At 42.1% G+C, this 20,362-nt stretch carries 15 protein-coding genes; 4 read left to right on the forward strand and 11 right to left on the reverse strand.

The features are described 5' to 3' along the window. Window positions 1-15: 15 nt before the first annotated feature. From lspA to ACERC6_RS05395, 4 genes are all read right to left on the reverse strand, one after another. Entirely contained in the window at window positions 16-531 is a 516-nt protein-coding gene (gene lspA / locus ACERC6_RS05380; RefSeq protein WP_373628078.1) for a signal peptidase II, read from the reverse strand. Next, entirely contained in the window at window positions 524-3,310 is a 2,787-nt protein-coding gene (ileS, locus tag ACERC6_RS05385) for an isoleucine--tRNA ligase (RefSeq protein WP_373628080.1), read from the reverse strand. Before ileS ends, lspA begins: the two co-directional genes overlap by 8 nt. A 91-nt stretch (window positions 3,311-3,401) precedes the next feature. After that, window positions 3,402-3,866 (reverse strand): hypothetical protein, encoded by a 465-nt coding sequence (locus ACERC6_RS05390; RefSeq protein WP_373628081.1) that lies wholly within the window; start codon window positions 3,864-3,866, stop codon window positions 3,402-3,404. Continuing rightward, window positions 3,863-4,633, reverse strand: a complete 771-nt coding sequence (locus ACERC6_RS05395) for an MFS transporter (protein ID WP_373630509.1) — start codon at window positions 4,631-4,633, stop codon at window positions 3,863-3,865. The genes ACERC6_RS05390 and ACERC6_RS05395 overlap by 4 nt, the downstream gene beginning before the upstream one ends. Before the next feature lie 522 nt (window positions 4,634-5,155). Here ACERC6_RS05395 and ACERC6_RS05400 point away from each other — a divergent pair. Together ACERC6_RS05400 and ACERC6_RS05405 are read left to right on the forward strand one after the other, a co-directional pair. Then, window positions 5,156-6,484, forward strand: a complete 1,329-nt coding sequence (locus ACERC6_RS05400) for a solute carrier family 23 protein (protein ID WP_373628164.1) — start codon at window positions 5,156-5,158, stop codon at window positions 6,482-6,484. 213 nt (window positions 6,485-6,697) lie between these two features. Then, complete coding sequence (locus ACERC6_RS05405) at window positions 6,698-8,200, forward strand: sodium:alanine symporter family protein (protein WP_284674048.1); 1,503 nt, start codon at window positions 6,698-6,700, stop codon at window positions 8,198-8,200. A 213-nt stretch (window positions 8,201-8,413) separates the two neighbouring features. Here the strand turns inward: ACERC6_RS05405 and fdxA are convergent, their stop codons facing one another. The 4 genes from fdxA to ampD all read right to left on the reverse strand — a co-directional run bounded on the left by fdxA (window position 8,414) and on the right by ampD (window position 11,997). Continuing rightward, window positions 8,414-8,737, reverse strand: a complete 324-nt coding sequence (gene fdxA, locus ACERC6_RS05410) for a ferredoxin FdxA (protein ID WP_284674049.1) — start codon at window positions 8,735-8,737, stop codon at window positions 8,414-8,416. Window positions 8,738-9,032: 295 nt separating this feature from the next. Further along, window positions 9,033-9,530, reverse strand: coding sequence for a hypothetical protein (locus ACERC6_RS05415; RefSeq protein ID WP_373628083.1), 498 nt, complete (start codon window positions 9,528-9,530; stop codon window positions 9,033-9,035). Between the two features lie 140 nt (window positions 9,531-9,670). Beyond that, window positions 9,671-11,221 carry a murein biosynthesis integral membrane protein MurJ gene (gene murJ / locus ACERC6_RS05420; RefSeq protein WP_373628085.1) on the reverse strand — a complete coding sequence of 517 codons (1,551 nt, stop codon included), beginning with the start codon at window positions 11,219-11,221 and terminating at the stop codon, window positions 9,671-9,673. Between the two features lie 152 nt (window positions 11,222-11,373). Then, window positions 11,374-11,997 (reverse strand): 1,6-anhydro-N-acetylmuramyl-L-alanine amidase AmpD, encoded by a 624-nt coding sequence (gene ampD, locus ACERC6_RS05425; RefSeq protein ID WP_284674555.1) that lies wholly within the window; start codon window positions 11,995-11,997, stop codon window positions 11,374-11,376. A 46-nt stretch (window positions 11,998-12,043) separates the two neighbouring features. Between ampD and ACERC6_RS05430 the strand changes: the two genes are divergently transcribed. After that, on the forward strand, window positions 12,044-13,843 hold the full coding sequence (locus ACERC6_RS05430; RefSeq protein WP_373628086.1) for a DUF4105 domain-containing protein: 1,800 nt from the start codon (window positions 12,044-12,046) through the stop codon (window positions 13,841-13,843). 73 nt (window positions 13,844-13,916) lie between these two features. Beyond that, window positions 13,917-14,756: an NAD-dependent epimerase/dehydratase family protein gene (locus tag ACERC6_RS05435; protein ID WP_373628087.1), complete on the forward strand. Its 840-nt coding sequence runs from the start codon at window positions 13,917-13,919 to the stop codon at window positions 14,754-14,756. A gap of 71 nt (window positions 14,757-14,827) precedes the next feature. Here ACERC6_RS05435 and ACERC6_RS05440 read toward each other — a convergent pair whose 3' ends face one another. The 3 genes from ACERC6_RS05440 to ACERC6_RS05450 form a co-directional block, all read right to left on the reverse strand. Then, window positions 14,828-17,191: a penicillin-binding protein 1A gene (locus ACERC6_RS05440; RefSeq protein ID WP_373628089.1), complete on the reverse strand. Its 2,364-nt coding sequence runs from the start codon at window positions 17,189-17,191 to the stop codon at window positions 14,828-14,830. A gap of 329 nt (window positions 17,192-17,520) precedes the next feature. Next, window positions 17,521-18,687 carry a 2-methylaconitate cis-trans isomerase PrpF gene (gene prpF / locus ACERC6_RS05445; RefSeq protein ID WP_373628091.1) on the reverse strand — a complete coding sequence of 389 codons (1,167 nt, stop codon included), beginning with the start codon at window positions 18,685-18,687 and terminating at the stop codon, window positions 17,521-17,523. 52 nt (window positions 18,688-18,739) lie between these two features. Further along, a complete protein-coding gene (locus ACERC6_RS05450; protein WP_373628093.1) occupies window positions 18,740-20,296 on the reverse strand; it encodes an RNA-directed DNA polymerase in 1,557 nt (518 codons plus the stop codon). Window positions 20,297-20,362: the final 66 nt, after the last annotated feature.

Genomic DNA, 20,362 nt, shown 5'->3' on the forward strand with positions numbered 1-20,362 from the left:
GGCATCATAAAGGCACTAAAGTGTTTTGGGCTGCCGTTTTTTTTCTAAAAACAACATATCATAAACAACCAGTACCATGCCTATACAGATACCAATATCGGCAATATTAAAAATCGGATAATGCCAAATATCAGCATAATGGACATGAATAAAATCAATGACATAGCCATAAAGAAAACGGTCAACTACATTGCCAATTGCACCGCCTAGCACCAATGCCAAGCCGAGCGATAATGCTTTAGCCATGCGTGGAACTTGCCGTATATAAACCGTGAGAAATACTGCTACTGCTAATCCCAAAACAGCAAAAAACCATTTTTGCCAGCCTGCTTGGTCAGCCAAAAAGCTAAATGCTGCACCATGATTATAGGCTAAAGTCCAATTTAGTAGAGGCGGTATGACATCTACTGTCTCATACAGTTCAAAACGACTATTAAAGTATATTTTAGTGATTTGATCAAGCATGAGTACAACAAGAGCGATGAGATAATATTTCATCGCGTTGTTATTGGATGGGGTGATATTAGGCATAATGACGCACTTCTCCATCACCTTCAATGTTGGTTATACAGCGACCACACAATTCAGGGTGTGCTTTGTGTGTGCCAACATCCGTACGAATGTGCCAACAGCGGGTGCATTTTTGCCCTTCGGCAGGCGTGATGGCGATATTCAACTCTGTCCCTTGAGAGATGGTGGCATCACTGGTAATAAAGACAAAGCGTGCCTCATCGCCTAGTTTTGCTAGGGCTTGATGGGTTTTTTCTTCGGCACTGATGGCAACCTTAGCTGTCAGGTTTGAGCTGATTAGCTTCTCGGTGCGAGCATCTTCGATGGCTTTATTAACTAAATCTTTAGTGGATAATATCGCTTGCCAGTCATCTTCTGTGATGTCGTGCATGGCGGGCGTTGGTAGCTCGTGCCACAGCTGAGTAAAGACATATTTGTCATCATCTTTGTTGGTGCGAACCAGTTCCCACGCTTCTTGGGAGGTGAATGGTAAAATTGGTGCAATCCAGCGAATGAGTGCTTGTGCGATATGATAAAGTGCGGTTTGGGCCGAGCGTCTTGGCTGACCGTCTGCACGAGTGGTGTAGGTGCGGTCTTTGATGATATCCAGATAAAAACCACCCAAGCTTTGTGAGCAGAACATGGAAATGGCTTGCACCACTTGGTGAAAATCCATGTCGTCATACGACTTGATGACGGTTTGTTGGGTTTGACTAGCAAGATGTAAGATGAATTTATCAACACTGACCAAATCGTCAATCGTCACAGCATCGGTCGCCACATTAAAGTCGCTCGTGTTAGCCAATAAGAATCGCATGGTATTGCGAATACGGCGATAGTTATCTACCGCCCCTGCAAAGACTTTTTGTCCTGCACTCATTTCGTAGCGATAGTCGGCAGAGGCAATCCATAGGCGGAGCATATCCGCCCCTGTTTTATCGATTTCTTTTTGTGGTTCGATGATATTGCCCACGGATTTACTCATTTTATGGCCTTTTTCATCAACCACAAAACCATGTGTCAAGACCTGCTTAAACGGTGCTCGCCCATAAATGGCTTCAGAGGTTAACAAAGAGGTCTGGAACCAGCCACGATGTTGATCCGAACCTTCTAGGTACATATCAGCAGGGTTGGTTAAGCTGTCATCTTGACCAAGTACAGTAAAATGCGTTGTTCCAGAATCAAACCAAACATCTAGCGTGTCAGTAACTTTTTGATAGGTATCGGCATCATCACCTAAGAATTCACGAGCATCTGCGTCAAACCACGCTTCAATACCACCTTGTTCAATCACTTGGGCAACTTTTTCGATCAGCTCGCTAGTATTTGGGTGTAGCTTACCCGTATCCTTATGAATAAAAAAGGCAATCGGCACTCCCCAAGTGCGTTGGCGAGAGATACACCAATCAGGACGGCTCTCCACCATGGCCTCAATGCGGTTTTGCCCCCATGAAGGTGTCCAAACGACTTTCTTGATATCTTCTAGAGCTTTTTGACGCAGTCCGCCTTGCTCCATGCTGATAAACCACTGAGGTGTGGCACGAAAGATAATCGGTGTTTTGTGTCGCCAGCAGTGCGGATAGCTGTGGGTGATTTTTTTGTGGTTTAATAAATGCCCACTTTCTTCTAGACTTGCAATAATCTTTGGCTGCGCTTTATAGATATGCTCACCGACAAAAATTGTGGCTTCTGGCAAATAAACGCCATTCGCTCCGACTGGGTTTTCGGTCGGTAGGTCATTGGCACGCCCAACATTATAGTCGTCCATGCCGTGAGCAGGAGCGGTATGTACCAGACCTGTACCACTATCAGCTGTTACATGTTCACCTATGATAAACGGAACTTGGCGGTCACAGATGAGCGGATGTTGGGCTTTTAGGGCGGTTAGTTGTTCGCCTTTGATGCTAAATAAGGTAGTATAATTCTCAATCCCTATGGATTTGGCAAAATCATCTTTTAGACTATCTGCCACGATATAGATTTTATCGCCAGTTGTCAAAAACGCATACTCAAGCTCGCTGTGGACAGCAATCGCTTGGTTGGCAGGCAAAGTCCAAGGGGTTGTTGTCCAAATCACAGCCTGCAGCGTACCTGATAAATCGGCGGTTACTGCTAAGCTTTCACGACCTAAAACATCAAAAGCAACATAGATGGCGTCTGATTGTTTGTCTTGATATTCCACCTCGGCTTCAGCAAGGGCAGAGCCACAGTCCAAGCACCAATTGACAGGCTTTAAACCTCGCACAATATGCCCATTGTCATAAATTTTGCCCAAAGCACGCACAATGCCTGCTTCGGTGGCAAAATTCATCGTCAAATAGGGGTTGTCCCAATCCCCTAGCACGCCCAGTCGCTTAAAGTCTGCCATTTGTAGCTGGATTTGGCTGTTGGCATAGTCTCGGCAATGCTTGCGAAATTCGGTGGCATTAACTTTTTGACCGACTTTACCAACTTTGGCTTCTACTTTTTGTTCAATTGGCAAGCCATGACAGTCCCAGCCTGGCACATATACCGCATCAAAACCTGAGAGATTTTTGGATTTGGTGATGATGTCTTTTAATACTTTATTTACGGCATGACCTAAGTGGATTTGACCGTTGGCATAAGGGGGGCCATCATGTAAGATGTATTTTGGTAAGCCTTTTTTGGCGGTACGAACTTTTTTGTAAAGTTTGTCTGCTTCCCATTCGGCTAGCCATTTTGGCTCTCTTTTGGCAAGGTCGGCACGCATGGGAAATGGGGTGTCGGCAAGATTTAGGGTGTTCTTGTAGTCGGTGGCTGGATTGGTTGGCTGACTCATTTTATTGGCTCGAAAATCAAGAGAAATACTAATTATACCCCAAAAAACAGGCTTTATAAAGACAAACTTGCCCCAATACTGCAATCGGTGTTTATGAATACAGTTTGGGATAAAGCGTGCCATAATGACCATCCAATCTCTCATCGCCAATTTGATAGATGTGAGCGATGGTGGTATTTTTAATGACTACCCAAGACAATATCAGCATGATAAAGCCTACTGTACCATAAAAATAAATCAACACATCGTGTCGTAACGCCCAAGTCGTCAATACCACCCCAACAGGAATGAACGCAATACAACACGCCAAAAAGACAAATTCAAAACTGGTGCGAACATGCTTTGGGGTAGCGGTACAGCGAATGTGCATACTGCTGATATTAAACATGACCACGCCAACACCCATCATCGCAAGTGCAATACAAAAGCCATAAAAATTATCCACCACAGACAGCACAATCCCAACCGCCACCAATAAGATGCTGAATATGACAGTCCTTTGCTTGCCAAGTGATTGATTAACTATTTTTAACAAATAAGCACTGCCAACCATCATGCCAATCCCAAAAAAAAACTTTCGGCAATGCCAATATAAAACGCAGGTAATTTGAATTGGTGGGCAATCTTATAGGGAACGATATAAGCAATGATTGGCGTGATGATAAAATTTGCCAATGATGATACCAAAACCATCAGTCTTTCGATGGGATTGTTAAGCAGGATGTTAAAAGTGTTTTTTGATAGTTGTTTTGGGCTTTGTTTTAATTTGATGTCTTTTATGCCATAAAATAAGAGACTGCTTATTAAGGAGACAATCATACAAAATAAGATGATTGTCTGGGCGTTAAAATAATGAATGACAAGCCCAGAGATGGCAGGGGATAAAATGGTATTGATGGCATTAACAAAGGCCCGCACCTTAAAAGCGTGCGATTTGTTATCATCAAGATACAAATCGTTGGTAAGGCTTGTCCCCAGCGGATTTAAAAGAATACTAATCATCAAACTGATGATAAAAATCATGCCAAAAATAAAATAATGCTGCACAAATGACAATGCTAAAAAAGACAGCAGGCAAATCAAACAAAAGCCAATTAGGGTCTTTTTGCTGTGAATGGTGAATGACGATTGATGGCATATCCAAGAAAATAAGAGTAACGCCAATACCTGACACGCCCAAGAGATACCAATAAACACGCCCAAATGTTCAGACTGATGAAAGGTGGTGAGCATGAGCCAAACAAATAAAAGTCCGATCGTTCTGATGCTTGTATTGAGTAGAGTTTCTGTAAATTGATAGAGATCAAAATCTTTATGCTTCATCATTCTCTCCCTTGGGGTGTTTTGCACCTTATCTTAGCTGTATGCAAACTTTGGTGTAAATGCTATAGTTTTATTAAGTCATAGGCATTAAACGGGTGATGTCATAGATGAGCTGTGTTGCAATATCCATTGGGGTAAAATACCGACTTCTTGTCATGAATTCTTATTTTTATGCGATTGCAATTATATGATTGTTGCCAAGTCTAGCAGCCTTGTTTTGGTATTCACTGAGTTAATATAACATACTTTTACTCTCTTGTGGTTTTTTTATTGTCGATAACATCAGCTAAAATTGATAAAAAATATGGCAATTTTTGTAAAATTTTGTTATAATTTTGCGATTTTTTTAATCGGTACGCCATAATGACTTTTAATGTTCTAAACTGTTTTAGCAATCAATCAGCATACCGCCTAGTAACGGTGCTAAATAAGTCATTGAAAAATATCTATTTTTTTAAAATAACCAATAGCCTTATCGTTATTGGTTTTTTATTACTCCAAAATCAATAAAATAAGGGTAATATTATGTCGTTTTTTCCAAAATACCGACCTTATACGGGCAATCTTGATACTACGCCTGTCGCCACGAATGAATACCTGCCTGTTACGCAGACTGCCATGCTCGGCATTCAGCATGTGCTAGCGATGTTTGGGGCGACAGTTTTAGCACCGATTTTGATGGGCTTTGATGCCAATCTTGCCATCATGATGAGTGGTGTTTGTACGATTTTGTTCTTTTTGATGACAGGTGGGCGTGTGCCGAGCTATTTGGGTTCGTCTTTTGCCTTTATTGGGGTAGTGGCGGCAGCGACTGCTCACGCCACTGGCTCTGGTGCAAATCCTAATCTTGGTGTGGCATTGGGCGGTATCATTGCTTGCGGTATTTTGTATGCGGTGATTGGGTTTTTGGTGATGACAACGGGCACCAAGTGGATAGAGAAGCTGATGCCACCTGTGGTTACTGGTGCAGTGGTGATGATTATTGGACTAAATCTTGCTCCTGTTACGGTCTCATCTGTTGCTGGCAAACCATTTGAACTGTGGATGACTTTGGTAACTGTGCTTTGTATGGGCATGATTGCAGTATTTGCACGAGGATTCATGCAGCGTCTGCTACTACTACTTGGCTTGGTGCTTGCCTACATTATCTATGCCATCGTAGCAAACGGTCTGGGGTTTGGTGCACCGATTGATTTTAGTGTTATTGCTCAAGCGGCATGGTTTGGTATGCCGAGCTTCTCATCGCCTGTATTTGATATGAATGCCATGCTCATCATTGCACCTGTTGCGTTCATTTTGGTTGCAGAGAACTTAGGACACATCAAGGCGGTTGGTGCGATGACAGGTGAAAACCTAACGCCATATTTGGGCAAGGCGTTCGTTGCAGATGGTGTAGCGACCGCATTGTCAGCCAGTGTGGGTGGTACAGGCATGACGACCTATGGCGAGAACATTGGAGTGATGGCGGTAACTCGTGTATATTCAACCATCATCTTTGTGGTTGCAGGGGTGTTTGCAATTTTCTTGGGCTTATCACCAAAATTTGGTGCACTCATTCAGACAATCCCTGCACCGATTTTGACAGGTGCTTCCATCGTGGTATTTGGTTTGATTGCCATTGCAGGTGCAAAAATCTGGATTGATAATAAGGTAAACTTTGCAAATAACAAAAACCTCATGGTTGCTGCCATCACCATCATTTTGGGCACAGGCGATTTTGGGTTAATGATTGGCGAGTTTAATTTGGGTGGTATTGGTACAGCAACTTTCGCTGCCATCTTGCTGAATTGGTTTTTTAAGTTTAAAAGAAGCAACAAAGACAGGGCAAGCTCATTGATGGTTAAAAATTGACCGCAATTGTTGCTTGATGGATAACGATATTTACAAAAGGTTTGCATATTTGTAACAAAAGCCTTATAATAAGTACATCTATCCATTGCTAATGTATCAAGTGATTTGATGGCAACAGGTGGCAGCCATGATGAGTTGTCGCCTTTTTTCGTACTTAGTGCTATTGATTTAGTATGGTTATAAATTCACAAAAATAAAAATATGGGGTCAATCATGTATGATAATCCATTTTCTTGTACTGCACAGCCAACTTTCGTTGAAGGTCTGCATTGTGTGGTAAATGCGTTTAGTGCACCGCTTTGGGATGTCTTGCTGTGGCTACTGATTATAGCCGGTTTGTTTTTTACCGTGATGTCAGGTTTTGCACAGTTTCGCCTATTTGGTCGTAGTGTTAAGACCATGTTGGGTAGTCGCACAGGTCATGATGAGCGTCAGGGAATCTCTGCATTTCAGGCTTTTGCTACAGGCTTGGCAAGCCGTGTTGGTGTGGGTAACATCGCAGGGGTGGCACTTGCCATCGGTATCGGTGGTGCAGGGGCGGTCTTTTGGATGTGGCTGATTGCCTTGATTGGTATGTGTTCAGCATTGGCAGAATCAAGTCTGGCTCAGTTGTTTAAGATTAAAGATGAAGCAACAGGACGGTTTCGTGGTGGCCCTGCTTACTACATTGAGCAAGGATTAGGTCAAAAGTGGCTTGGGCTTGTGTTTGCCTTGGCTTTGATTGTGTGCTTTGGCTTTGTGTATCAGTCAATTCAATCAAATACCATTACGCTGTCAATTCAATCGGCGGTAGGTTGTACTGCTCAAGATGATGCGTGTCAGAGTGATTGGCAGATTTATAAGCACATCATTGGTGCGGTGTTGGTGATATTGGCTGCCCCTATTATTTTTGGTGGTATTAAGCGAGTATCAAAGATTGCTGAGGTGATTGTTCCTGTGATGGCGACAATCTATCTATTGGTATCGGCTTATGTCATCTTGATGAATATTGGCGACCTGCCTGGTGTTATTACGCTGATTTTTAGTAAGGCGTTTGCTTTTGAGGCGGCAGGTGGCGGTCTGCTTGGTTCTATGGTGTCAATGGCAATGATGCAGGGCATTAAGCGTGGTCTGTATTCTAACGAAGCAGGTCAAGGCTCTGCCCCAAATGCGGCAGCGGCAGCGAGTGTTAAACATCCTGTGGAGCAAGGCACTATTCAGATGCTCGGTGTATTTGTTGATACGCTGATTGTCTGTTCTTGTACGGCATTTGTGATTTTACTTGCGACCATGCCAGAAAATGCAGCCGATCTATCTGGTGTACAGCTTACCCAAGCAGCCCTTGAGAGCCATGTGGGCAGTTGGGGTCAATATTTCTTAGTGGTAATTTTGTTCATGTTTGCATTCTCAACCATCATTGGTAACTATGCTTATGCAGAGTCAAATATGCAATTTTTGAAAAATAACCCTGCGGTATTGACGCTGTTCCGCTTGTTGGTGCTTGGCTTTGTATATTTTGGAGCGGTAACAAAAGTGGCGGTTGTTTGGGACATGGGTGATTTGACCATGGGAATTATGGCTTTCATCAACTTAATTGCCATTTTACTGCTATCAAGATATGTATTCTTGCTTGTCAAAGATTATACCAAGCAAATCAAGGCAGGCGTAGCAGAGCCAGAGTTTAAACTGGATAACTACCCAGAGCTTAAAGCAAAAATTAAATCTGATATTTGGTAATTGTATAATAAAAAAGACCTGCTATTGTGGCAGGTCTTTTTGTTTGGCTAGGTTTCGTGTTGATTGAGTACTGGTATAGACCCGTTCTATGTAAACTTTGGTAGTTATGGGTACTTATGATATTTTATAATGAATGGCTGGGGGTAAAGATAGTGGGCATAAAAAAGCCCATCACAATGGGCTTTTTAAAGAATATGCCGTCAATATTGCTAATTAACGCTCAAGATATTGAATCTTACCTGCAACACCGTCCCACTTTTCATGCTCTGGCATTGGGTTTTTTTTCTCGGTGATGTTAGTCCAAATTTGTGATAACTCTTCGTTTAGGGCGAGATATTCTTCTTGACCTGATGGGATTTCATCTTCGGAGAAAATGGCATTGGCAGGACATTCTGGCTCACACAGTGCACAGTCAATGCACTCATCAGGATTGATGACCAAAAAGTTCGGACCTTCATAAAAACAGTCCACAGGGCAAACTTCCACACAGTCGGTATATTTGCACAGCACGCAGTTATCGGTTACAACAAAAGTCATGGGAGTACCTTGGCTAAAAATGGCTAACAGGTAGCAATAAGTTTATTATCAAAAATGCACAATGTATGGGCATGTATAAAACGAGCTATATTTTAACTTGTTTATGAGATTTTCTCAAACAAAACCTGTCATTTTATTATGCCAAAATAGAAAAATGATTGATGAAAACTGCAAATAGCAAGCGTCATTAAGCAAGATGATGACCCATGTTGGCTTAATGACGCTTTGATGACATTGGTGAACTAAACCTAGATAAGCAAATAGATTGCTGATGGGTTTAGTGTGTTGATGCGTATCAGTTCGCCTTTAGCTGAGCTTCTTTGGCGACTTGATAGCAATGATCAATATGTTCAAAGGCGATTTTTTTGAAAATCATATAACCAATGGTGGCAGCGACCATTTGACCGCCAAGTGGTACATATTTAGCAACTTGCTTACCAATGATACGACCACCAAACCCTTGAATGGTCTTATTTACCACGCCACGAGTTGCCACTAGACCACCAATGGCAACGATACGGTTTTGAATGCTTTGTTTGCGGTCTTGTTCGCTGACGCTACTGTTTGGGTCTGTCGGTTCTTGCAGTTCGAATCTTTTGGTGATTTCAGGCAAGAGTTTGGACAGCATGCCAACATCAATCGCTACATCTATGAATGGCACAGGAATGATGGCGACACCTGCCGAGATTTTAGCACGAGATTTGGCAAGAGTGCGACACTCGGCACGGACTTTTTCAAGGTCTAGATTTGGATTGAAGTCTTTAGCGATGGGCTGAGAGATTGGTTTTATCATGATTTGTTTCCTTTTTAAATGGGTTGGTGATATATCAATTTATTGTACATGATATACAACCCATTATTGTACATGATATGTAACTAAGCTGTAACGATATGAGTTGTTTTGTGTAGAATTAGCACACTAAGTACGAACCATTAGTGATGCTTGAGATGGCGTGGGCGAAAGCCTGTGCTAAGCAATGCTATGCCATAGACCAATGCACCCATCACACAGATGCCCAAAAGAGTAAAGATTCGCATCAATGTACCGCCATCGGTTGGATAATAGGGCAGTAGCATGGATAATGCCAGCACCATTGCAAGGCTTGATATAACAAATTGTAAACCCATCTTTTGCCAATGCTTACATAAGCGAAAGATGTCTCGCTTATGTAAGAAATAGTAAAGAAGCCCTGCATTAACAAAACTGGCAGCGGTGGTTGCTAATGCTAAGCCACCATGTAGTGGAAGCTTCATCAAATAAAAAATACCAATGAATAGTACACTAAAAATCATGTTAGCAAATACAGAGATGATGCCAATCTTAACGGGGGTCTTGGTATCTTGCCCTGCAAAAAAGGCGGGGGCAAAAATCTTGATGAGCATAAAGCCTAAGATGCCACCTGATAGGCACTTTAGGGCAAAACCGCTCATCAGAGCATCATTTTGGGTGAATTCGCCACGCACAAACAAGGCATTCATCAGCACATCAGACAACATGAACATGGCAAGTGAAGCAGGTAGTCCCACAAGAACAACCAGCCTTGCTGCCCAGTCGAGTGTTTTTTTGAAGGTGTCATCATCGGCTTTGGCACGACTGGCGGACAGACTTGGCAAAATCACTGTGCCAATTGCAATGCCAATTAGTCCTAGCGGTAGCTCGCTTAAGCGTTCGGCAGCATAAAGCCAAGATACCGAACCGCCAATCATCAGCGAAGCAAAAACAGTATTTAGCAGTAGGTTGATTTGAGTAACGGATACGCCAAAGATGGCAGGGAGCATTAGTCTTAAAATGCGTACCACGCCTTCGTGCTTGAATTCTATTTTTGGGGCGATGAGTAGCTTTTGGCGATACAACTGCGGTAGTTGAATCAAAAGTTGTAGTAGCCCAGAGATGGCAACTGCATAGCCTAATGCCATGATGGGTGTATCAAACATTGGGGCAAAGAGTAGTGCTGCCAAAATCATGCAAACATTAAGCAATACAGGTGCAAAAGCAGGAGTAGCAAAACGACCATAGCTTTGCAAGATACTGCCAAAAAATGCCGTCATAGAAATAAATAGCAGATAGGGGAATGTCAGTCTTAATAGTTCGGTAGCTGCCACAAACTTGATGGGGTTGTCTTTAAACCCAGGAGCGAACAGATGAATGATAACTGGTGCGATGGCGATGATAATGACAGTTAAAGTAAGCAGTATAACGCTTAGCACGCCTGAGACACGGCTGATGAGTATCTGAACTTCGTTGAGCGTGCGTTTTTCCTTGTATTCGGATAAGATGGGGACGAAGGCTTGGCTAAAAGCCCCTTCGGCAAATAAACGACGCAAAAAATTTGGGATTTTAAAGGCGACCAAAAAGGCATCCATCAACCCACCGGCACCAAATACACCCATCAAAACAACATCACGCAACAAACCTAAGATGCGAGAGAGCATGGTCATGGCACTAACCACCATGGTTGAGCGAAAAAGACGAGATTTTGCCATAATACAGCTTAACAATAAAAAAGAATATTATAATGGATTTTTGTAGAGTTCGTATGCAAAAGTTTATGTAAATTTTTAGCTGACTACTGTGAGCTTTATCAGTAATAAAAAAGCTGTGGCAAGGGATGGTAAGATAAGGATTTTGGTTGAGCTTAGATGGTTGTTTTGATTTTACTATCGTTATTATTTAGGCATAGTGTTTCAATCATTTGTCTGATTCTTGACCAATCAAAAAACTTGCCAGGATCGCTTTTTCGGGTTGGTGCGATATCGCTATGCCCCATTAGATGACGCATTGTCTTGGGGTAGGCTTGGTAAATGGCATGAATGACCTGAGCCAGTGCTGTATATTGAGCATCAGTAAAGGGCGAAAAATCATCTCCTTCAAGCTCAATGCCAATGGTAAAATCGTTGCAATTTCTCCTGCCTAGATAGACCGACTCTCCTGCGTGCCAAGCCCGATCATCAAAATTAACAAATTGTACGATTTTGCCGTTTCTTTTAATGAACAAATGGGCAGAGACCTTCATCGTATAGATGGTGGTAAAGTACTCATGATCATTTGGGTTTAGTTGATTTTGAAAAAAGGCTTCAACAAAGTGTATGCCATTTTTGTCGGTTTGTTCAAATTGGGATGGTGGCAGGCTAATATTATGAATGACGATACCGTCAATAGTGGGCGTGCCATCAATGGTGGGGCGAGTGTTAAAATTGGGCGATGGCATGAAGTTTGCCCCTTCTAATACGCCATTTTTTATGCTGAAATGCGTCATGATGATGGTATAATACTAAAGGTATATCTATTATTGTAGCAAAATTATCATGAATACGAAACGCTTTTGTTGGATTTTATTGGTGGTGTTGATGACAGGTTGTGGTATGGCAGGCTCATTGGCAACAGCACGGTCAGCACCGCTACAAGATAAGATTGGTGTGGAAAATCAACTACCTTTTGCACTTAGTGATGTACAAATTGATAAGCTGTCCCAACATGTGCTGTGGAGACGGCTGTTGATGCTTGGTGATGGCGGATACGCTAAAGATAAAAACCGCATTGATACAGAGACATTTTTCTTGTCGGATGATGGGCATACAAACCCAAAAAGTGAACTGATTGCCATGCTATCGGCAATAGCGGTAAATGACCAGAAGATAATTTGTCGTTTTCCTGCACGAACGCATTTTTTAAAGACCGAATTGGTCAAGTTAGGTGTTAATGTGGTGGCATCTGATGCAGACTGTCAAGAATTTCGTACATGGGCGGATAAAATAGATGCACGACAGTTGTCGTTTGTCTTTGCCGAAGAGCATGGCAATAATATTGCTTCGGCTTTTGCACATGCGTTCATGCGTATTGATGGTGATGAGCGTGCGTCCGATGAGCGTGCTACTGTCATGAATTATACAGTGGCAAGTAGTGCAGATGATGGTTTGATTGCCAATGCGATTAAGCCGCTGACAGGTCGCTATGCAGGCGTGATGGAGATTTTACCTTATCGTGTAAAATCTGATGATTATCTGGTTAAGGACGAAAGAGACTTGTGGGAATATCGTCTTGATTTAACACCATCTCAGGTTGATCAAATCATGCGTCATCTTTGGGAAGTGAAAGATTTGGCACGCTCTTATTATTTAACCCATGATAACTGTGCTACTGAGATTGCTCGTCTTGTTGATGTGGTGCGTGCTGATAAATCGCTACTGTCCATGTTTGGCATGGTAACTACGCCTGCTCAGGCTGTCCAAGTACTTGATAGGCAAGGTATCATCACAAACACCACCTACCACCCATCAAACGCCACAAAACGCCAAGCCATCATGACCAACGGCAATGCATTTGATATGACTGCCATTCAACCAAATAACAACAATCCTGTTACTGCCAGTCCAACGCATCGCTTAGGTATGGCAGTATCTTATGATGAGCGGTATGTAGATAAAGCTGGCTATCATGTGAGTATCCGCTCAGCTTATCAAGACGCACTGGACAACCCTGCTGGTGTGCGTAAGTTTCACGAGGTAATACTACCGTCCATCGACTTAGCCTATCAAGATGGCAAAATTCGTCTCAATGAACTGACGATATTTAGAGCAACCAGTCTAAACCCAGCCAATACCGCTAAAGCTTATCTTGGCGGACAAAGTCAAAAAAAGGCGTGGGCAACACGAATGCAGCTTGGATTAAAACAGGCAGTTGATGCTTCAGATGAACAAAACGACACGCATCTGGTGGCAGACATTGCCCTACAAAAGGGCAGGTCTTGGACGCTTGGTAAGCCCAAGGCTCAGACGGGCGATATGGCAGATATGGTATGTTATGTGCTAGGTGGCACAGGAGGACAGATTGGCAAGGTTAATCAGGGCTATCGCATGGGGTTGAAGTTTAGTGCGGGTTGTATTTATCATCAGACGGATAGATGGCGAATGACAGGGGAGATTGAAGTGCCGTATTGGTATCACAAAGACGATGCGGGGCGGTCAAGTTATGTGCAGCCTGAGCTAAAACTGGGTGCACAGTACGACCTAAGTCGTTATCATGCTTTAAGAGCAACTGCCAGTATCCAAAAGAACCATAGCCAAAACAACCATGCTGTTAAATTTCAAATACTGCGTTACTTTTAGGTCATGAAAGAAGGCTGCAGTATTTGAATGTTCTTAAAATAAACGATGTGATGAGTTTTTTAAATGGGGCGATATGAATAATTATCATCAAAAATACTATCTTGTCATTGGGCAGGGCGATATTGGATTATCTTTGACCAGACAGCTTGCCCAAACAGGGTGTCAGGTTGTTGGGCTATCACGCACTGCCAAGTGCCATGCCAATTTGCCCATCACGCATTGGCAAATGAACGCCTTAGAGTTGGATGCCAAACGACTGCACAATATCACACACATCGCCATTATTGTTTCGCCCGATACACAAAAGGATAAAGTGCGGGCATATCAAGACAGCTATCTTGCCATTTGTCAGCATATGGCATCTTTGGCGGATGAGTTGCCACAGATTCGTCAGATTTTATTCGTATCATCAACAGCAGTTTATAGTGAAAATGCAGGCGAGGTGGTTAATGAGCAGATGATTGCACAGCCTAGTACACCAACTGCCAAGGTGCTGTATGATGCAGAGCAAGTCATTGTGAAAGCCTTTGGGGATAAGGCGGTGATTGTCCGACCAAGTGGCATCTATGGGGTATCAAGACGGCGTATGCTAAGGCTAGCGAAGACGGCACATGGCGATGGTGTGCCAAGCCAACATTACACCAATCGAATCATGGATACCGATTTGGTGATGGTGCTTTGGCATATTTTAATGCAAAGTGAGCCAAAGCCCATTTACATAGCGACCGACTTTTGTCCTGCTAGTAGCCGAGAAGTACTTGATTTCTTGTGCCAAAAATTACAATATCAGCCACTGAAGGTGATTGATGCTCCCGCCACAGGCAAGCGACTTGTAAGTAACTTACCCAAAGAGTGGTTGCAATTTGGTGATTATCGTCAGGGATATACACACATTGTGGGTAATTTAACTTGATATTTTTGGGGTATACCACCCAGCAAAAGATGGTGAATTAGTACCATCTTTTTATTTACATTAAGGGGTTTTTATTTGCCTTTGGCTGTAGTTGGATCTTCTAATGGAATCCATTGTTTTGGAGTGTTGCGTAGCTGTTGGCGACTAAAATTCACCCAAATCGGCAAGGCGGCAACACCACCATATTCTCTTGTACCCATTGGTGCAGGGTTATCAAAGCCAACCCAAACCACCGTTGAGCTGGTTGGATGCACGCCAGCGAACCAAGCATCTTTGGCTTCGTTAGTTGTGCCTGTTTTGCCACCCACATCAGATCGCCCTAGTGCCAATGCTTTTTTGGCTGTACCACTGGTGATGACTTCTCGTAGCATTTCTGCCATTTCATAAGAAGTCTGATGACTGATGACTCTGGGTGCTTGCTTAGCCGTAGTATGGATGATGGTTTTGTTTGGCTTTAAGCGATCATGTTTTGTTGTGGCATTGGGACTGCTATCGGTAGGTTGGTTGTCCTTTGTGACTGTCTTTTGGACTGCTTTGCTGTTTGCTGACCGTTGTGCTTTGGCAAGTTCCTTGTTGTGGCATGGAGCACAAGCTTGGGCGGGGTTTGCCTGAAAGATGGTCTCATTGTCAAAATTATAAATGCGATCGATGAAATAAGGTTGTACACGATGACCACCATTGATAAGAGCAGCAAAACCTGTTGCCATCTGTAAAGGCGTTGCGTTAGCGGCACCTAGTGCCAATGCTAAAGTTTCAGGCAGGCGTTCTTTTTCAAGCCCTAGCATATCTAGCGTTTGGCGAGCTTCATTCAGTCCTGTTGCACGCAACAGACGAATGGATGGGGTGTTTCTTGACAAGGCGAGAGCTTGCCGTACTGACATATATTCTGTGTACTTGCCATCGGCATTTTTGGGCTGCCATTTGCCTATACGAATGGCAGCATCTGAAATAAGACTATCTGGTGTGTATTTTCCTGACTCTAGGGCGGCAGCAAATATCAGTGGTTTGATGATAGAGCCAGGTTGGCGATAGCCTTGGGTAACACGGTTGAATTTGCTGTGGTTAAAGTCAAATCCACCTACCAAAGCACGAATTGCTCCGTTTTGTGGGTGAATCGATATCAAAGCACCTTGAATTGATGGTGGTTGGGTCAATCTCCACGCAGTCTTTTCTTGGTTTAAGGGCATGACTCGTACGATATTGCCTACTTTTACCATCTGATGGGCATTGCTAAAGCGACCGCCCACACGACCTGAACCGATGGATCGGCGAGCCCAGTTCATGCCAGACCATGGAATGGTGATGGTATGACCTGATTGCAGTATGGCTTCAAAACTTGAATTATTAACTTTGACAACTTTGGCAGGATACATGTTGTCAAAATTTTTAAATTTATCTAAATCACCATTTTGAGACTCTGGACCTTGCCAACCGTTACCATGACGGCTGTCATAGCTTTTTAGTCCTGCAACGAGAGCATTTTCGGCGGCAGTTTGCTCTTGGCTGCTGACGGTGAGCTGTACACGCCAGCCACTATCCATGACTGATTTACCGTATTTTTTAACCAAAGCACTTCTTGCCATTTCCGCCAGATAAGGCATATTCATGTCAAGTTTTTCTTGATACAGGTTGAGTCCGATGGGGGCAGCTACTGCTTCATCATGCTGTGCTTGGCTGATGCGTCCTTCTTTTAGCATACGCCTGATAATCCAGTTGCGGCGTTCTAAGGCTCGTTTAGGATTGATGACAGGGTTGTAAGCTGATGGGGCTTTTGGCAAACCGGCAATCATTGCCATCTCAGCGATGGTGAGTTGGTCTAGCGTTTTGCTATAATAACGGCGAGCTGCAGCAGCAATGCCGTATGCACCTTCGCCAAGATAGATTTTATTGACATATAAGGTTAAAATTTCATCTTTGGCCGTCTCATTTTCTATTTTTCTGGCAATGAACAGCTCGGTTAATTTACGATCAAGCGTGCGTTCGGCACTCAAAAAATAGTTCTTTGCCACCTGCATGGTGATGGTTGAGCCACCTGTTCGGGTGTCGTCATTGGTAATCACTTCAGTGATTGCACGCCCAATGCCCTTGACGCTGATACCACTATGCTCAAAAAAGCTAGAATCTTCTGCTGATAAGAAAGCATCAATCAGGTGCTTGGGGATTTGTTCGTAGCTAACCGGCATAGAAAAGCGGTTGCCATACTGACCAATCAGCTTATTGTCCGCCGTATAAATCTGCAAAGGCATTGCAAAACGATTGGCATCAATGTTTTTTACATCTGGTAAGGTAGGCTCAAGATACATCGCCATGCCATAAAAACCGATGGGAAAGGCAAGCACCAAAATTAAAAGCAGGGCGATAATGGCAGCTAAACAGCGTAAAATCACAGAAAGTATTGACGCATTAAGCATTGTGGCGGTATTGGTTTGAGTCATGTTGGTCTTTTTGATTTGGTGTGGCGATTGCCTGTAGCCACTGGATTTTACTTCATTGAATGGTCATTTTACCATTTTATTAAAAAAATGCCAGCCCTGTATTTTGCGTCTCACAAAAGACTGATTGATGTTTTGTGATTGGCTTTTTTTTATGCAAAATCATGAATGTATTTAGTATTTGGGTTGTTTTATTGCAGTTTTAAGGTGGGTAATGACTAAAGGTGCTTGTTTGGTTTTTTTGATGTACTGCTTGTGAAGTAATAAAACTGCTAAAAATAATATACAAAATGGGCAAGTTATTTTTTAATTCGCCCATGGATCGTTTGTGTTTAAAAACTATCGGTAGGTACAAAGACATTGCCGACCATAAGCCGTCTTGCACTGCGGCTCATAGATACTCTGCGAGCCACCCATTTGCCATTCACGCATTCAGACTGTCCACCAACGGTAAGTCTGCCTGATGGGTGTCCAAAACAAACTTCGGTCAAACACCCACCACCTGCCACTTCATTGACAATCGTACCGACTATCGTTCCTGCTGTACCAATCGCTACGCTTGCTGTACCCATCATGGCATGATGTAATTGCCCCATACTCATCGCACGAACCAACAGGTCTATGTCATCGGCTTTAACCGTTTTGCCACTTGATGAAATGTACTCAACAGGCGGTGCAACCCATGCAATTTTTGGCATGTGTTGGCGAGTTTTAGCTTGTTGAATATCATTAATTAAGCCCATTTTAACCGCCCCATAAGCACGGATTTTTTCTAACTTGGTTAGGATTTCGCCATTGGCGTTAATGTCGGTTTGCCTTTCTGTGCCTGAAAACCCAAGCTCGTGAGCGTGTAAAAATATCGTGGGAATGCCTGCGTTAATCATCGTAACTTCAAACTCGCCCACATTAGGCACGGACAAAGTGTCCTTTAAATTGCCTGTGGGGAACATCTCTCCGCCCTCGTCCACAGGGTCAATAAATTCAATTTTGATTTCGCTCGCTGGAAAAGTTACCCCATCAAGCTCAAAATCGCCTGTTTCTACCACTTGACCATTCTCAATCGGTACATAGGCGATGATGGTCTTTTTGATGTTTTCTTGCCAGATACGCACGGTGCAAATGCCGTTGTTGGGGATTTTTGACTTGTCAATCAAGCCATTAAAAATGGCAAACGAACCAACCGCTCCTGTTAAATTCCCACAGTTGCCCGACCAGTCAATCATCGCCTTGTCAATGGCGACCTGCCCAAATAGATAATTGACATCGTGTACGCCGTCTGTGGCAGGCGAGATAATCACGACCTTTGATGTGCTTGATGAGCCATTGCCCATTCCGTCAATTTGCTTGCCGTAGGGGTCTGGACTGCCCACGACACGGAGCAAAAAAGCATCTCGTGCCTGCCCTGACACTTGGCAAGGCTTTGGCAAATCCGCCAAATTAAAAAATGTGCCTTTTGATGTGCCACCACGCATATAAGTGGCTGGGACTGGGGTTTGCATTTTATGGTTTCCTTTTTTTGATGTGCAGGAGGATATACATCACCATTTTTCATTACAAAGAAATAGTCATTATATTAACTTCATCACTAGAAACAATTTCAGATAACTTATTAAAAGTTTCCCAACAAATAATTGGCGTACTACCCATTATTTGCTTTATTTTATCGCCCTTGTTACCATTTGGTAACCAAGAAATATTCCATAAATCCGAAGGAAATTTATTCTTGTCAACCTGATGACATAATTTTTCATTAAATACATAACTTTGCAAGTTATCTTTGAGTATTCTTTGTAGCCAAATTTGCGATAATCCAGAGTTTGGTATTTTTGATAATTTATTAAAAATCAAACCTTTAATATGTTCGGCGTTATCTACTAATGGTAGTAAATCACTAATAAAGGCACAAGCATTGGACACTAATTTTGGATTATGAATGCCAATATCCAATAAAATAGAAATAGCCACTTCATAATTGATAGCAAATTCTTCTAAATCTGCTGTTTCTCTTAGGTGTTTTAATAAGCGAAATATACTACCTGCATTGGGGTATTTTTTGCTATGTTCTCTCAAAACAAGCAATTTTTTCTGTAACCCCATTTTTTCATTAAAGATAATTTCTAATGATGGTATTTTATCTTGTTTAATGGAATTGGAAATAATATCATTACTACCAAATGTTTTATTTTCATTTAATTTTAATCCAAATGTACGTAATAAACCAGATAAAATCTTTATAATTTTTTCTCCGTCAGCTTTATTTTTAACAAAAATACGATAATCATCTCTATATCTTAATATGGCATAGTTATCACGATTTATGTTTTGCTTTTTGATTTCCAATGTTAATAAAAAATCTAGGTAGTTGAATAGAATTTCTGCAATAAAGTCCATAAGAACAGAACCTTGTGGAATACCATTAGTTTGCCTATTTTGCATTTGTTGAATACATCTGTCTATTTTACTCCCTAAATAGAATTTTTTATTTTTTCCAGATATATCTTTATCTTCTCTATAATTTCTTGTTTTGGCTAGCTTTATACCGTCTATTGCCCAAGCTAGCGAATGAGTATAGATTGAACTATAACAATCAGCTACATCTGTGCTGAACATATAGTCATATTCTAATGATAAAGCAATAGACTTTTGCTCAATTCCTGTCCACCATTGCAATATTTGCTCTCCTTTATTTGAGTTTTTTCTTGTTGAATTTGCAATGGGTATACTTAAACAAGATACATTTGATAATGAACTAAGTTTTTTAAATCTATTTTGTATTTTTTTCCAATTATTTTCTTGTGTCAAAACATTGACTAATGCCAAATATGCTAATGGGTGAATTAACTGTAAAGGTCTCCAAGATAAATTACTACCTTTATTTCCATAAATGATATGATTTAAATCCATTGTGTCCGCCATATCACTTCTCGCAGGTTCACCTAGAAACAATGACAACGGTTGTTTTTTAATAACCTTTGATAATTTATTTAATAATTCGGAAAAATTAAAGTAAGGGGGAAGTGATAAATTGCAATAACTATCAGTTTTTAAGAAAAAATCGTGTGCATCATTTGCATCTAATTCCAACACAAGAGTATAAGATTTGGACATACTTTACCTAATTAAATTTAAAACCAACTGACAGACAGTACCACGCTATCTGCCAATTATACCACA

It is taken from the genome of Moraxella sp. E33BD (assembly GCF_041807865.1).
In the GTDB taxonomy this organism is placed as follows: Bacteria; Pseudomonadota; Gammaproteobacteria; order Pseudomonadales; family Moraxellaceae; genus Moraxella; species Moraxella haemolytica.

Bases quoted from the DNA above. Each gene is read 5' to 3' on its own strand.
- ACERC6_RS05390 (WP_373628081.1), bottom strand. From the start codon at position 3,866: ATGATGGTTGGCAGTGCTTATTTGTTAAAAATAGTTAATCAATCACTT.
- ACERC6_RS05415 (WP_373628083.1), bottom strand. From the start codon at position 9,530: ATGATAAAACCAATCTCTCAGCCCATCGCTAAAGACTTCAATCCAAAT.
- ileS (WP_373628080.1), bottom strand. From the start codon at position 3,310: ATGAGTCAGCCAACCAATCCAGCCACCGACTACAAGAACACCCTAAAT.
- fdxA (WP_284674049.1), bottom strand. From the start codon at position 8,737: ATGACTTTTGTTGTAACCGATAACTGCGTGCTGTGCAAATATACCGAC.
- ACERC6_RS05435 (WP_373628087.1), top strand. From the start codon at position 13,917: ATGAATAATTATCATCAAAAATACTATCTTGTCATTGGGCAGGGCGAT.
- ACERC6_RS05405 (WP_284674048.1), top strand. From the start codon at position 6,698: ATGTATGATAATCCATTTTCTTGTACTGCACAGCCAACTTTCGTTGAA.
- ACERC6_RS05440 (WP_373628089.1), bottom strand. From the start codon at position 17,191: ATGACTCAAACCAATACCGCCACAATGCTTAATGCGTCAATACTTTCT.
- ACERC6_RS05430 (WP_373628086.1), top strand. From the start codon at position 12,044: ATGAATACGAAACGCTTTTGTTGGATTTTATTGGTGGTGTTGATGACA.
- lspA (WP_373628078.1), bottom strand. From the start codon at position 531: ATGCCTAATATCACCCCATCCAATAACAACGCGATGAAATATTATCTC.
- ACERC6_RS05450 (WP_373628093.1), bottom strand. From the start codon at position 20,296: ATGTCCAAATCTTATACTCTTGTGTTGGAATTAGATGCAAATGATGCA.
- ACERC6_RS05395 (WP_373630509.1), bottom strand. From the start codon at position 4,633: ATGAAGCATAAAGATTTTGATCTCTATCAATTTACAGAAACTCTACTC.
- murJ (WP_373628085.1), bottom strand. From the start codon at position 11,221: ATGGCAAAATCTCGTCTTTTTCGCTCAACCATGGTGGTTAGTGCCATG.
- prpF (WP_373628091.1), bottom strand. From the start codon at position 18,687: ATGCAAACCCCAGTCCCAGCCACTTATATGCGTGGTGGCACATCAAAA.